The organism is Shewanella sp. MF05960 (assembly GCF_050849305.1).
In the GTDB taxonomy this organism is placed as follows: domain Bacteria; phylum Pseudomonadota; class Gammaproteobacteria; order Enterobacterales; family Shewanellaceae; genus Shewanella.
On the sequence record NZ_JBOZPS010000002.1, the window covers coordinates 83,243 to 97,819 of the forward strand.

General features: G+C 41.3%; 10 protein-coding genes. 6 read left to right on the forward strand and 4 right to left on the reverse strand.

The genetic code is table 11. The features are described 5' to 3' along the window. Positions 1-88: 88 nt before the first annotated feature. Positions 89-1,648: a murein biosynthesis integral membrane protein MurJ gene (gene murJ / locus ACROAE_RS02075; RefSeq protein ID WP_432399280.1), complete on the reverse strand. Its 1,560-nt coding sequence runs from the start codon at positions 1,646-1,648 to the stop codon at positions 89-91. Positions 1,649-1,907: 259 nt separating this feature from the next. Between murJ and rpsT the strand changes: the two genes are divergently transcribed. Continuing rightward, on the forward strand, positions 1,908-2,174 hold the full coding sequence (gene rpsT / locus ACROAE_RS02080) for a 30S ribosomal protein S20 (protein ID WP_160053085.1): 267 nt from the start codon (positions 1,908-1,910) through the stop codon (positions 2,172-2,174). Between the two features lie 395 nt (positions 2,175-2,569). On the opposite strand, the gene ACROAE_RS02085 is transcribed toward rpsT, so the two are convergent. Further along, positions 2,570-2,866 carry an ArsR/SmtB family transcription factor gene (locus ACROAE_RS02085; RefSeq protein WP_160053136.1) on the reverse strand — a complete coding sequence of 99 codons (297 nt, stop codon included), beginning with the start codon at positions 2,864-2,866 and terminating at the stop codon, positions 2,570-2,572. Positions 2,867-3,000: 134 nt separating this feature from the next. Between ACROAE_RS02085 and ACROAE_RS02090 the strand changes: the two genes are divergently transcribed. Further along, on the forward strand, positions 3,001-4,446 hold the full coding sequence (locus tag ACROAE_RS02090; RefSeq protein ID WP_432399281.1) for a M20/M25/M40 family metallo-hydrolase: 1,446 nt from the start codon (positions 3,001-3,003) through the stop codon (positions 4,444-4,446). A 379-nt stretch (positions 4,447-4,825) separates the two neighbouring features. On the opposite strand, the gene yaaA is transcribed toward ACROAE_RS02090, so the two are convergent. Together yaaA and ACROAE_RS02100 are read right to left on the reverse strand one after the other, a co-directional pair. Further along, positions 4,826-5,602: a peroxide stress protein YaaA gene (yaaA, locus tag ACROAE_RS02095; RefSeq protein ID WP_432399282.1), complete on the reverse strand. Its 777-nt coding sequence runs from the start codon at positions 5,600-5,602 to the stop codon at positions 4,826-4,828. 101 nt (positions 5,603-5,703) lie between these two features. After that, a complete protein-coding gene (locus tag ACROAE_RS02100) occupies positions 5,704-7,140 on the reverse strand; it encodes an alanine/glycine:cation symporter family protein (protein ID WP_432399498.1) in 1,437 nt (478 codons plus the stop codon). Positions 7,141-7,661: 521 nt separating this feature from the next. Here ACROAE_RS02100 and ACROAE_RS02105 point away from each other — a divergent pair. The 4 genes from ACROAE_RS02105 to pgi all read left to right on the forward strand — a co-directional run bounded on the left by ACROAE_RS02105 (position 7,662) and on the right by pgi (position 14,440). Beyond that, positions 7,662-10,028 carry a phosphoketolase family protein gene (locus tag ACROAE_RS02105; RefSeq protein WP_432399283.1) on the forward strand — a complete coding sequence of 789 codons (2,367 nt, stop codon included), beginning with the start codon at positions 7,662-7,664 and terminating at the stop codon, positions 10,026-10,028. A gap of 397 nt (positions 10,029-10,425) precedes the next feature. Next, entirely contained in the window at positions 10,426-11,538 is a 1,113-nt protein-coding gene (locus tag ACROAE_RS02110) for an OmpA family protein (RefSeq protein WP_432399284.1), read from the forward strand. A gap of 295 nt (positions 11,539-11,833) precedes the next feature. After that, positions 11,834-12,787 carry a transaldolase gene (gene tal / locus ACROAE_RS02115; RefSeq protein ID WP_432399285.1) on the forward strand — a complete coding sequence of 318 codons (954 nt, stop codon included), beginning with the start codon at positions 11,834-11,836 and terminating at the stop codon, positions 12,785-12,787. A 15-nt stretch (positions 12,788-12,802) separates the two neighbouring features. Then, the gene (pgi, locus tag ACROAE_RS02120) at positions 12,803-14,440 is read left to right on the forward strand and encodes a glucose-6-phosphate isomerase (RefSeq protein ID WP_432399286.1); all 1,638 of its coding nucleotides are present in this window, start codon (positions 12,803-12,805) and stop codon (positions 14,438-14,440) included. Positions 14,441-14,577: the final 137 nt, after the last annotated feature.

A 14,577-nucleotide genomic window follows, 5' to 3' on the forward strand; every position in this document is an offset into this window, starting at 1 on the left:
CGAGTTTACAGCTCAGTTTATTAACGCCATTTTGGCGCATCTACCATTGTTTGAATGTTAATTTACGTCACTGAGTGAGTGTCGCTATTTATGCACTGCGTTTAATTTTCCAAGGACGAACGCCAAGCATCAATAAACTCAACAAGTAAACGAGTGCGCCGCCTACAATAAGTTCAATTAACATCATCATACGTTCAAACGTCTGCCACTCAAGCCATTCACTGACTTGCGGCATAAAATAAAGGATGGCCGCTGTCATAAATGCTGTTGAAATAATGACTTTACCGGTAAAAAATAAAGTTTGGCGAGTCATTTTATATACCCCAGCACGGTGTAAGCCGCGATAGAGTAACCCAGCATTTAATAATGCAGACATTGATGTCGCAATGGCTAAGCCAACATAACCAAATGGAATGGCAAAAATGAGGTTAAACACCATATTACTTACCATGGCAATGATGCCGTATTTAACGGGTGTTTTGGTGTCTTGGCGTGAGTAATAACCTGGCGCTAACACCTTAATCATCATAAAGCTAAGCAAGCCACAGCCATAAGCCACTAAACTGTATGACGCCATTTCAACATCATTAATCGTAAATGCGCCGCGCATAAACAGCACCATCAACATGGGTTTGGCTAAAATAATTAACCCCAACATCGCCGGTGCGCCTAACAGCATGATGGCTTTAACGCCCCAATCCATTGTTTGATTAAAACCGCTACCCTCTGCATTCACATGCTTTTGTGATAACGCTGGCAGAATGACGGTCGCAATGGCAATACCAAATAGCCCCAACGGAAACTCTAGTAATCGGTCTGCGTAATACAACCAACTAATTGAACCTGTCATTAAAAAACTGGCGATAAAGGTATCAAACAATAAATTAATTTGCGAAACCGACACGCCAAACAGCGCGGGGATCATTAGCGTTCTGATTTTTACTACACCAGGATGGTGCCAACCCCAAGAAGGTTTAACTAACGCTTTCTCTCTGATCAAGAAAGGAATTTGGAACAAAAACTGTATCAAGCCACCCGCAAATACGCCCCACGCTAAACCTATTTCTGGGTTTTCAAGCGTATGTGCATACCACATCGCAACAGCAATAATCGCGACATTTAAGAACACGGGAGTAAATGCCGACACCGCAAACCGGCCTCGAGTATTTAATATGGAACCGGCCAAAGCAGTAAAGGTAATAAACCAAAGATAAGGAAAGGTAATTTTTAGCATTAATGATGCTAACTCGAACTTTTCCGCATTAGGGCCGTCATTTAACCAGTCTAAAAACCAGCCGCCACCAAACAACGCCGCCAAGACAGGTGAACAAATAACACCAAACAAAGTCACAATGGTAACCAACACACCTAAGGTACCCGCGACCTTACCGATCAACTCGCGTGTGTCTTCTGGTGTCATTTTTTCTTGATATTCGGTTAACACAGGCACAAAAGCTTGAGCAAAAGCACCTTCGGCAAATAAGCGCCTTAAAAAATTAGGGATTTTATTGGCAAAGAAAAATACATCAGCACTGCTACCTGCACCCATTAAATTAGCAATCACCACGTCGCGAACTAAACCTAATACTCGCGAAATCAGTGTCATAACACTCACAATCAGACCTGATTTAAATAATTTTTTGCTCAAACAGCCCCCAGACTTACGGTCACTTCTAACAAAATTGATGGGATTTATATAAATATTCGATTCTAGCTCTGTCACACAGGCACAAGAGCTGGTAGAATTGCGCCACATATTACACGAGTTGGGTTGAAGATAGGCATGCTAGGTTGGATTAATTTATCTTTATGATAAATATTCAATTGTAGTCGTTGACAAGACGACGAAAAACAGGCATATTCCTCGGCCTTTAAAAGTATCAAATCCAGTTTTTAGGAGTTGCACCTTGGCTAATAGCAAGTCTGCAAAGAAGCGCGCGCTTCAGTCTGAAAAGCGTCGCCAGCATAACGCTAGTCGTCGCTCTATGTTACGTACATACGTTAAAAAAGTCATCGCTGCTATCAAAAGTGGTGACCATAAAGCGGCTACAGAAGCATTCGCTACTGCACAACCAATTGTTGACCGTATGGCGACTAAAGGCCTTATTCACAAGAATAAAGCTGCTCGTCAAAAGGCACGCTTAAACGCAAGAATCAAAGCACTAGTTGCTTAACTCTTACGATTTAAGATTTTAAAAAACCGGCTTAGGCCGGTTTTTTTATATCTTAAATTCCCCATCTAAAATATGTAACCGCAATTTACGCATTACGAACCTTCCCTTTTACAATTAGCTACAACCAGCCAGTTTCATCCTTGCGTTATTCAATGATGTATACGTTGATTGAACGAATAGAAATTATCAATGTTGTTGATTTGAGTGACAGAATGAAGTCAATACTGAGTTAGCGTCTTGGTTGATACTGATATAAGCACCGTTCACTGACGTTTTGAGTGGATAGCGTACACATAGATATGATTAAAGGACGGGTAAAAATTGATAGGATCTTGCTCACGCATAAACGCGAAACGTCTTAATGAGTAATTCATTAAGACGTTCGTGAGATGATATTAATGGCAATACATATTATTTAGCACTTGGATCAGCTCTTTTACCTCATCACTCTTTAATGAATAAAAAACGGTCTGTGCTTCTTTCCTAGTACACACTAAATTATCTTTTCGAAGCCATGCTAAATGTTGAGATAAGGCCGACTGGCTCAATCCCAATTTTTTGTTCATTTCTCCGACACACATTTCACCCTCATTAAGAAGGTGGCACAAAATAAACAATCTACGTTCATTTGCTAATGCTTTTAGCAACACTACTGCATGATCTGCTTGATGCTGCATTTTTTCTATATTCATCACGAGTATGTTCTCCTAAATCTAACCCCGCACTAATATAGCGTTCCCTTACAAATAGAGTCGGGACATAAAGCACACTTTTTGGTAGATTGTTGTAAAAAGTGAGACTTAGCTAAAATAATCAAAGGAAACTCATGAAACACTTTCAAACGGCAAGCCTCGTCGGCGCCATTTTTGTCGCATTGGTTGGCTGTCAAACCATTTCGCCAGTTAGAACCACAACACCAACATTGGTGATTAATAACTCCGATGATGCTCAAATTAGCCAACAATTAGCTAAGCAGGCGTTATCGTCACGTTTAAGCTACGACATTGTTGAATCGCTTACCGTAGAAGTTGGACCTCGATTAGCTGGAACCGATAAAGATATCGTCGCTGTCGATTGGGCCATGGAAAAGCTTTGGCTAATGGGGTTCGATAAAGTTTATAAAGAGTCGGTACAAGTGCCTGCTTGGTCACGCGGCTCAGCCCATGCCAGTATCGTGTCACCTTATGAACAACCGTTAGTGGTTACGGCGCTTGGCGGCAGTGTCGCTACGCCAGTTAATGGTATTCAAGCCTCTATCGTGCGTTTTGAAAGCCTAGAAGAACTGCAAAATGCCTCTCCAGGTCGTATAGAAGGCAAAATAGTATTTATCGATCATAAAACTGAACGTCATATTTCAGGTAAAGGTTACGGCGAAAGTGTTGGCGGACGTTCACGTGGTGCGGTGGCGGCGGCTGAAAAAGGCGCAGTGGCCATTGTGATCCGCTCGATTGGTACTGATCATGACAGAATGGCTCACACAGGCATGATGCGTTATGAAGAAGGGATCCCAAAAATTCCTGCTGCGGCCATGTCTAATCCTGATGCAAATTTAATTAATGCCATGCTAAAGCGCGATCCTAATATCGTGTTGTCATTAAATATGACTTCTGAAAACCAAGGCATAGCGACATCTTATAACGTGATTGCCGAAGTAACCGGTAGCACTAAACCTGATGAAATCGTGCTAATTGGTGCACATTTAGATTCATGGGATGAAGGCACGGGCGCAATTGATGATGGTGCTGGTGTCGCCATTGTCACCACGGCGGCTAAACTGATTTTAGACTTACCACAAAAACCGGCCCGCACAATTAGAGTGGTGTTATTTGCCGCCGAAGAAGTTGGTATTGTGGGTGCTAAAGCGTATGCAGAACAACATGCTGATGAGTTAGATAAACACTATATAGCAGCTGAGTCTGACTTTGGCGCAGGTCCTGTGTATAAAATCGATTTTAACGTTAATCCAGATACCTTTGAGCAAGTGAAACAAGAGCACTCGGCGATGACGTTATTTGGCGTGCAATTAGGTAATAATGAAGCATCCGGTGGGCCTGATGTGTCCATTATGCCAGCACTCGGTGTACCTGTTGCATCACTCAATCAAGATGGTACCGACTATTTTGATTATCATCACACGCCGAATGATACTCTGGATAAAATTGATCCTAAAAAGCTCGCGCAAAGTGCAGCGGCATATGCTCAGTTTGCTTATATGATGGCACAGTCAGAAATTGACTTAAGACCAATTAAGCAAAAAGAAACTCAGCATTAATACCAATTCCACTAATTATCTGGTCATTCAGCGGGAGTTCTGTGTCTTCTAGGCAAGTAATAGGATTGAAGGCATAGTTGCTCTACGTCAAAATGCTATTAAGCAGCATAGAAGGCACAGAAACCCGCCTTGCAGGAGACACTCAGACCGTCCATTTCTTTGTTGCATTGTCTTAGAAGGGAATAACCATTATTTCAACAATGCGCCTCAAACTGAACAGTCTGAGTGACTCTGATTGGTCACATAATTAATGGAAATGGTATAAGCACATAATGAGTTAACGACATCAATGAAAAAGCCCTTAGTTAACGTTTAACTAAGGGCTTTTTGTTGTCTATTTGCACTGAATGAACATAGATTACAAGGTAGAAAGCTCAGCTTATTTTTGTTCATCGCGTAAAAACACGGGCTCTGTCGGAGTGGATAGCGCTTTGTTGTAGTAGTACCCTTCAAGATCAAACTGAGTTAACTGCTCAATGCTTTTAGGTTGCTTATCTACGATATAGCGGGCCATCAAGCCACGGGCTTTTTTGGCATAAAAACTGATCACTTTAAATTGGCCATTTTTACAATCTTTAAATACAGGTGTAATTAGCTGCCCAGCGAGTTGTTTAACCTTAATAGATTTAAAATACTCATTCGATGCTAAGTTAACAATAATATCGTCACCCTGCTCTTTTAATGCTTTATTAACTTCTTCAGTAATGGTTTCGCCCCAAAAATTATAAAGATTATTGCCTTGAGGGTTTGCCAACTTGGTGCCCATTTCTAGGCGATACGGTTGAATTAAATCCAGAGGTTTAAGCAAACCGTACAAACCAGACAAAATTCGCAAATGTTTTTGGCTCGCATGAATTTGTGGATCAGATAAATGGTCAGCATCAAATCCGGTGTAAACATCCCCTCTGAAAGCAAAAATAGCCTGCTTGGCATTTTTTAACGTAAAGGGAGGCTGCCAGTCGGCAAAGCGTGCGGCGTTTAATCCGGCAATGTTGTCGCTCACTTTCATTAAGCTGGCAATGTCCATTGGCGTTAACTCTCGACACACGTCGATCAATTCTTGACTTTGCTTCAACAAAGTCGCTTGAGTAAACGTATTGGTGATGGGAGGATTGTCGAAATCCAATGTTTTAGCAGGTGAGATTAAAACCAGCATAAGTGTACTCCAAATAAAATCATGGCTTTATGATACTGAACTGACATAAAAAAACCATGCCGAAGTAGCATGGTTTTTTCGATTACCTTAATAGGTAAATATTATTTTTTAACCGCGTCAGCAGAACTCGGCCAAATTTTTTCTTCTAACTGATCGGCTAATTCAGGGAATTTACTGGTGTCAAACTTAGGGTCAATGCCTGCATCGATTTGCTCACGATAATCATTAATCACTCTTACCGCTAAACCAGATAACAAAACTAATGCCACTAAGTTAACAATCGCCATCAAACCCATTGAGACATCCGCTAAATCCCAGACTAAGCTAATTTTTGCCATAGAACCGAACATCACCATGGCCAAAACCACTAAACGGAACGCAGGTAAGGCTTTTTTGCTGTTACCAGACAAAAACATTACGTTAGTTTCAGCGTATGAGTAATTAGCAATAATCGATGTGAAACAAAACAACAAAATAGCAAAAGCAATAAATGCCCCACCCCAATCGCCAACATGGCTTGTTAATGCACTAATGGTTTTTGCGATACCGTCAGAACCTGCGGCGGAATCACCAGAAAGTAAAATAATTGCCGCGGTAGCGGTACAAATCACGATAGTGTCTACAAACACCCCCATCATTTGCACAAAACCTTGTGACGCTGGGTGATTAGGATTTGGTGAAGCACTTGCTGCAACGTTTGCCGCACTGCCCATGCCCGCCTCATTTGAGAACAGGCCTCGTGCAATACCGGCTTGCATTGCTTGAGCAACACTATAGGCAATACCACCAGCAGCGGCTTCTTGCCAACCAAATGCACTGTTTATCACGAGCATAAATACATCTGGCAGTTTTTCAATATTCATCGCAACGACGACGAAAGCGATAGCAATATATGCAATTGCCATCACGGGTACGATTAACTCAGAGGCTTTAGCGACTTTCTTTAACCCACCAACAATCACAAATGCACTGCATATCACAATGCCGATACCAACATAGATGGGTTCGAACCCAAATACTTGAGTCATCGCACCGGTAATGGTATTGGCTTGTACGGCATTAAACACTAAACCAAAGGCTAAGATTAAGAAGAACGAGAACAACACACCCATCCAACGTTGACCTAAGCCTTTTTCCATATAATAAGCTGGACCGCCACGATATTGTCCGTCGCCATCTTTAACTTTATAAACCTGTGCCAGTGTTGACTCAATCATAGCCGTAGCCATACCCAAGACGGCAATAGCCCACATCCAAAATACTGCGCCAGGACCTGCGGTGCCAATGGCAACCGCAACACCGGCCATATTACCGGCACCGACACGTGCAGCCATGCTGGTACAGAAAACCTGAAATGATGACAGCCCGTGCTTACCTGGGCGACGGCTTATGGCCAACACTTTGATACCATGAACAAAATGGGTTATCTGTATAAAGCCCAGGCGAATAGTAAAAAACAGACCTGCACCCACCAGCCCATAAACTAACAATTTGCCCCAAAGCAAACTGTTCATGAAATTAACAATCGTTTCTAACATTGCCATATTGTTTTATCTTCCCCGTTATAAGGTTATTTTTTATTTCAGGTTTAGACCCGAATATTAATCTCGTCATAAACAGACTGGGCACGTCATTGTGCAAACTGTTTTGCGTTAAACGTTTTACCGTTTAAAAATATCAACATTAATTAGTCATTATAAAAGCTAAAGGATGCATATTCATAGGGATTGTTTTGTGAGGATCTTGAATGCTAAAAGCATGTTACCTACCAAATATTTTATTTAAGTAAATGATACGTTCAGATAACACAAATAAAACAAAAGACCGCAAGTGACCCCAGTCACACTTTAACATTTCTGTTATTAATGCTCTATTCATAAAGCGTCGATAAATCGTTACTAAATTTCAAGCAGTTAGCCCGGTAATGGTTAAAAGTGCGATCTAACATCAAATTCATTACTCAAAAGTTAGATAAAGGCCACATTATTGTAACTAAATTACGAATAAAGTGTTCTCCAAGAAAGTTAATTAAATATTTTCACTTTTAATCGAGGTCACTATGACTAACTCAAATGAGATCACAGCGCTAAAAAAATATGTAAGAGCAACTAACTTCCTTGCTACTTCACAAATTTATCTAAAGCAAAACGTACTTTACAAACGTTCTTTACAGCATACAGACATTAAACCTCGCCTTCTTGGGCACTGGGGAACATGTCCTGGTATCAACTTTGTCTACGCTAACGTTAACCGCCTTATTGTTAAACATAATCGTGAATTCATTTACCTTGTTGGTCCTGGTCACGGCTTCCCTGCTGTTCAAGCAAACTTATTTATGGAAGGCTCTTTAAGCCATTTTTATCCAGATACGATCCCGTTTACAGAAACAGGCATCGAAGATATCTGTAAAAAATTCTCCGCGGCATATGGTTACCCATCACACGCTAACCCAGAAGCCCCTGGACAAATCCTTGAAGGTGGAGAACTAGGTTATTCATTGTCTGTCGCTTGGGGTTCTGTACTCGATAACCCTAACCTTATCGCAGCCTGTTTAATTGGTGATGGCGAAGCAGAAACTGGCCCACTCGCGGCATCTTGGTATGCAAACCGTTTAGTCTCTCCTGAGCATAACGGCGCAGTTCTACCTATCGTTCATATCAACGGTTACAAAATTTCAGGTCCTACTCGTATGGGTCGTATGAGCCATGAAGAACTTGATTTAGAATTCCGTGGTCTTGGTTACCACCCAATCATTGTTGACGATGAACTAGAAGCCGACATCTATGAACAGATGATCGCTGCGATGGATTTATCTTATGACATGATTACCGATATTCAACGTCGTGCTCGTTCTGGCGAAGATGTTGTTAAGCCACGCTGGCCAGTTATCTTAATGAGAACTGCGAAAGGTTGGACCGGTACTTCTGAATATGCAGGTAAAAAGCTTGAAGGTAACTGCGAATCTCACCAAGTTATCGTCAATAACTGTGCAACCGACAAAGGTCATTTAGATGCACTTGATCAATGGTTAGCAAGCTATAAGTTTGATGAACTAGTGCAAACTACCGCTGATGGCGAATTAGTATTTGATAAAGACATTTTATCATTAGTACCGCCAAAAGACTTATGCTGTGGCCGTCAACGTCTAAGCTACGGTGGTGAAGTAGTGCGTGCACTCGCTAACCCTGATTTAACTAAATTAGGTTATGGTGCAGAAACCCCTCGTGGTCAACGTGGTTTCTCAATGTTAAAAATGGGTCAATGGATGCGTGATGCATTCAAACTAAACCGCGATCAACGCAACTTGCGTATCTTCAGCCCTGACGAAACTTACTCAAACCAGTTACAAGCTGTATTTGAAGAAACAGACCGCGCTTGGCAGTGGCCAATTGAGAGCTGGGATGAAGATATGTCTCGCGACGGTCGTGTCATTGAGTTGCTATCTGAAAACTTACTTTTTGGTATGCTACACGGATACACAGTAACAGGCCGTCACGGTATGTTCCCAACTTATGAGGCGTTCTCTCAAGTTGTATCTTCAATGGCTGACCAATACTGTAAGTATGTGCATGCTAGCCAAGACATCCATTTCCGTAAGCCAATTCCAGCCTGTAACGTGGTACTGTCTTCGTTACTAGAACGTCAAGATCACAACGGTTATTCTCACCAAAATCCGTCTTTCCTAGGCGCTATGCTTGAGAAGCACCCAAACATTATCTCTGCTTATTTACCAGCAGATGCTAACAGCACCTTAGTTTATACCGAAAAAGCGTATGCCGATCGTGATAAATTGAACATCATTGTTGCGGGTAAAAAGTCACTACCACAATGGTTGTCACTTGATGAAGCCCGTAAGCAAGCGAAAGACGGCATGATGGTGTGGGATTTTGCATCTGATAATAATCCTGATGTTGTTTTAGCAGGCTGCGGTGATTACGCGACTCAAGAATGTATGGCTTCACTGGTACTCATTCGTGAAATATTACCACGTGTACGTATCCGTTTCGTCAGTGTATCAGAGCTACACAGCAGTGGCTTAGGCAGCCTTGAGTTCCAAAGCAAACCTTGGATGATGGATGAAGTATTCACTGAAGATAAAGGCGTTGTCTTTAACTACCATGGATATCCAAATACCATCAAAAAGTTAGTATTTGACTATAAAGGTAACCGTCGTTTCCGCATTAAAGGTTATGAAGAAGAAGGTTCAACAACAACACCATTTGATATGGGTGTACGTAACGGAACATCTCGCTACCACTTAGTTATCGATATGGCGTACAAATTGTTCCAGCAAGGCGTAATTGATGAATCACAACATGTGACCATCACTACCGACATGTTGCAACGTCTGGTTGACCATAAGAACTACATTAAAGCTAACGGTGTAGATCCTGAAGAAATTGAAAACTGGGTTTGGACGCGTTAATTTGAGTCTTTATTACTAATAAAAATACGCCTTAATGGCGTATTTTTTTTTACAAATACCAAAGATATCGATAAATTAAGGTGTCTTTGAGTAACTTATTAAAAATAAAGACGATATTTACAATTATTTTTCAATCACCCGAGATTCTAAACAATCATCGTTACCAATTGTTTTTATTTGGTTTTTCGTTTCAACATCATCATTTCAACTGTGGTTTTTAATTCACCATTACAAAATATTAATCCTTTTTACTATGGAAAAACATCTAATTACAGCCCATAATTGCGCCGCTGACTATATTACAAAGAATCACCACGCTAAGTGTCAGTAATGCATGACCATAACAACTCCGTTACATGCATGTATGGTGGAGTAAAATAACAATGGACTAAAAAATATGATGAAGAACACATTAAAAGTAGTATTACTCACCTCTATGTTACCTTTCGCAGCTTCTGCAGCTGAAGGCCTAACGCCTTGGTATGTTGGTGGTGGTTTAGGTATTAACGATTATCAACAAAATTGCGACAACGCACTAACATGTGGTGACGATGACCCATATGCTTGGGATGTGTTTGGTGGTTACTTATTTAATGAATATATCGGCATTGAATTAGGTTACCGTGATTTAGGTAACGCTGATTGGACTGGTAATGATAACCGCAAATATGATGTTGGCGCTTCAGGTGTTAGCGTTGGTATCGTAGGTTTTCATCCTATAGCTGACAAATGGAGCCTTTCATCAGAAGTAGGTACCTACAGCTATATCCTAGAAAACGACCAGAAATTTAACGGCGTGAATTTAAGCGACTCAGGAATTGCTTTATTCCTTGGCGCTGGTGTTGGTTATAACTTTACTGACAATCTTAAGCTTCAAGCAAAATACCGTCGTTATGAAAACATGGACGCTAAGGTATTAAACAATTTACAAATGGACAGTAACTACTGGGGATTAGCATTAAGCTATCGCTTCGGTACTGCTGCTGCCGCTCCTGTTGCCGCGGCTCCTGTTGTAGCTGCTGTTGTTGCCGCTCCTGGTGATGCTGACAAAGACGGTGTAACAAACAACATCGACAAGTGTCCAGACACACCAATGACTCATAAAGTTGATGCTACTGGTTGTACTGTTTACGAAAACGTTACTACTAAGTATGACTTAGGTGGCATTTTATTTGCTAATGATTCAGCTGAAATCCGTGCCGGTTCATTTGCTGATTTAGAAAAACTAGCAGACCACTTAACTAAATACCCACAGCACACTGTATCTATCGAAGGCCACGCGTCTAACGTAGGTAAAGCTGCTTACAACATGAAGCTTTCAGAGCGTCGTGCAGTAGCCGTTGCAAACTCATTAAATACTAAGTACGGTATCAACAGTACTCGTATCAGCTCTATGGGTTATGGCGTAACTAAACCAGTTATGCAAGGTAGCTCAGCTGAAGCTAACCGTGTAAACCGTCGCATCGAAGCGATTGTTACTGGTACTGAAAAACGTCCAGTAATGCGTTAATAGTTACAATATTACGCTACACTTTAAAGGTCGCTGCTTGCAGCGGCTTTTTTATTTTCAGAACAACCTAAATTTCGTAAAACAGTGATATCCACTGACGTTGCAGTGATTGAGTTGCAAGCCCCTTTCTATTTGGTTAACCAATTCTGTCTATTTAGCAACAATATCAGCCGTAATCGAGCGAAAAACAGGGGTTATTTCGTAATTTTTTTACAAATTAAGTTGGAATAATCCTTAAAATCGCTTCTAATAAAGATATAGTTCTATATTAATTGCTTACCGAGAGGAAATTTTCATGGCTAACACACTCGCGCAACTCAAATCATTCACTACCATCGTTGCTGATACCGGCGACATAGAAGCAATAAAGCGTTATCAGCCTGAAGATGCGACCACCAACCCATCATTAATCTTAAAAGCATCTCAAATCCCGGAATATGCACCGCTTATTGATGATGCCATTGCATGGTCTAAAACACAGAGCAGCAATATCGATCAACAAATTGAAGATGCCGGTGATAAGCTCGCGGTAAATATCGGTGTTGAAATTTTAAAAATAGTACCAGGCCGTATTTCTACAGAAGTTGATGCTCGTCTGTCTTTTGATAAACAACGTTCAATTGATAAAGCGCATAAGCTAATCAAGCTATACAAAGAAGCGGGTATCGACAAATCTCGCATTTTAATTAAATTGGCTTCAACTTGGGAAGGCATTTGCGCAGCAAAAGAGCTAGAACAAGAAGGTATTAACTGTAACTTAACTTTACTATTTAGCTTTGCCCAAGCAAGAGCCTGTGCTGAAGCCGGTGTTTATCTTATTTCTCCTTTTGTTGGTCGTATTTTAGATTGGTATAAGAAAGACACTGGTCAAGATTACACCGCTCAAACCGACCCTGGTGTTGTTTCTGTGACAGAAATCTATGACTACTACAAGCAACACGGTTACAACACAGTTGTGATGGGTGCAAGCTTTAGAAACATCGGTGAAATTATTGAGCTGGCTGGTTGTGATCGCTTAACCATTGGCCCTGCACTTTTAGAAGAATTGGCAAATAGTGATGTAACGATTAGCCGTAAGCTTGTTGCTACAACATCAACCGTTGCAGCACCAACAGCATTAACTGAAGAACAGTTCCGCTGGGCATTTAACGAAGATCCAATGGCCGTAGACAAATTGGCCGAAGGTATTCGTAACTTTGCTATTGACCAAGGCAAACTAGAAGTGATGTTAAAAACCAAATTAAGCTAGTTGGAGATTTTACTCGTGACTAAACTCACTCAAAGTACGACGTGGAAAGCATTACAGGCTCATACAAGCCAGTTGCCCCATATGCGTGAACTCTTTGCTCAAAACCCACAACGTTTCGAGCAAATGAGTGTTAAAGCATGTGGACTATTTTTAGATTATTCTAAAAACCGTATCAACGATGACACACTTGAGCTACTTTTTTCACTGGCGAATGAAGCAAACTTAAGCGAAAAAATTACCGCGATGTTTAAAGGCGACGTGATTAACAATACTGAGCAGCGCTCAGTATTGCACACCGCGCTTAGAAGCAAAGCTGATCAAAAAATCATAGCTGAAGGCGCGGATATCGTACCCGAAGTGCAGCAAACCTTGAGTAAGATGGCTGGATTTGTTGAATCAGTGCAATCGGGTCAATGGAAAGGCTATACCGGCAAATCAATTACTGACATTGTGAGTATTGGCATTGGCGGATCATTTCTTGGGCCGAAGATAGTCTCTCAAGCACTAAGACCATATTGGCTAGCGGGGCTTAATTGCCACTTTGTTGCCAACGTTGATGCATCATCCATTTGTGAGAAGCTTAAAGGCTTAAATGCCGAAACCACGTTATTTGTTATGTCATCTAAGTCATTTGGCACTCAAGAGACGCTAACAAATACATTAAGCGCAAAAGAGTGGTTTTTAGCACAAGGTGCAACGCAGCAAGACATTGCTCAACACTTTGTCGCGGTAACATCTAACGTAGCTAAAGCGACTGATTTCGGTATGGATGCAAACAACATTTTCCCAATGTGGGATTGGGTTGGTGGCCGTTACTCATTATGGTCTGCAATTGGTTTGCCTATTGCGTTACTTGTCGGCATGGATAACTTCAAAGCCTTGCTCGATGGTGCTCATCAAATGGATGAACACTTTGCATCGGCTCCGTTAGCACAAAATATGCCTGTCATCATGGCGATGTTATCTGTGTTATATGGTAATTTCCATGGTGCTCAATCACATGTAATTTTAACCTATGACCATTATTTACGTGGTTTACCCGCCTACTTCCAACAGCTAGATATGGAAAGTAACGGTAAGTCTGTCACTCTTGATGGTAGCGATGTAGATTACAGTACTGGCCCTGTTATTTGGGGCGGCGAAGGGACCAATGGTCAACACGCCTATCACCAGTTGCTACACCAAGGTACGGCATTAATTCCTGCTGACTTTATTATGCCACTGCAAAGCCATAATCCTTTGGGCGAGCATCATGATCAACTTGCATCAAACTGCTTTGGTCAAACCCAAGCATTAATGCAAGGGCGTACTTATGATGAAGCATTATCTGAGCTAGGTAGCAGTAAGCTTGATGATCAAGAAAAAGCGCTTATCGCCAAACATAAAGTCATGTCAGGCAATAAGCCAAGCAATACCTTATTGATGGACAAGCTAACCCCTACAACGTTAGGTGCGTTAATTGCGCTATACGAACACCGTACATTCGTACAAGGTGCAATATGGCAAATAAACTCATTTGATCAATGGGGTGTTGAGCTCGGTAAACAGCTAGGCAATGATGTACTCGAGCGAATTGGTGCTAAGCAAGATGCAACAGAGTTAGACGCATCAAGTAATGCATTAGTGAATATTTATCGTCAAGGTAAACTTTAACTCGCAGGTTTGCTCCTATTTGTGCCGAGAATGAATAATGCCGCTCACTTAACCTGAGCGGCATTTTTATTAGCTTGCACGAACTCCCCTCCTTAACTTCAACTGCAAAAAATCTCTAAAATCAGCCAACCTCATGA

What these genes read in the sequence shown, in the direction of transcription:
- ACROAE_RS02085 (WP_160053136.1), bottom strand. Translation starts at nt 2,866, where the DNA reads ATGAATATAGAAAAAATGCAGCATCAAGCAGATCATGCAGTAGTGTTG.
- ACROAE_RS02100 (WP_432399498.1), bottom strand. Translation starts at nt 7,140, where the DNA reads ATGTTAGAAACGATTGTTAATTTCATGAACAGTTTGCTTTGGGGCAAA.
- ACROAE_RS02110 (WP_432399284.1), top strand. Translation starts at nt 10,426, where the DNA reads ATGATGAAGAACACATTAAAAGTAGTATTACTCACCTCTATGTTACCT.
- ACROAE_RS02090 (WP_432399281.1), top strand. Translation starts at nt 3,001, where the DNA reads ATGAAACACTTTCAAACGGCAAGCCTCGTCGGCGCCATTTTTGTCGCA.
- ACROAE_RS02105 (WP_432399283.1), top strand. Translation starts at nt 7,662, where the DNA reads ATGACTAACTCAAATGAGATCACAGCGCTAAAAAAATATGTAAGAGCA.
- tal (WP_432399285.1), top strand. Translation starts at nt 11,834, where the DNA reads ATGGCTAACACACTCGCGCAACTCAAATCATTCACTACCATCGTTGCT.
- yaaA (WP_432399282.1), bottom strand. Translation starts at nt 5,602, where the DNA reads ATGCTGGTTTTAATCTCACCTGCTAAAACATTGGATTTCGACAATCCT.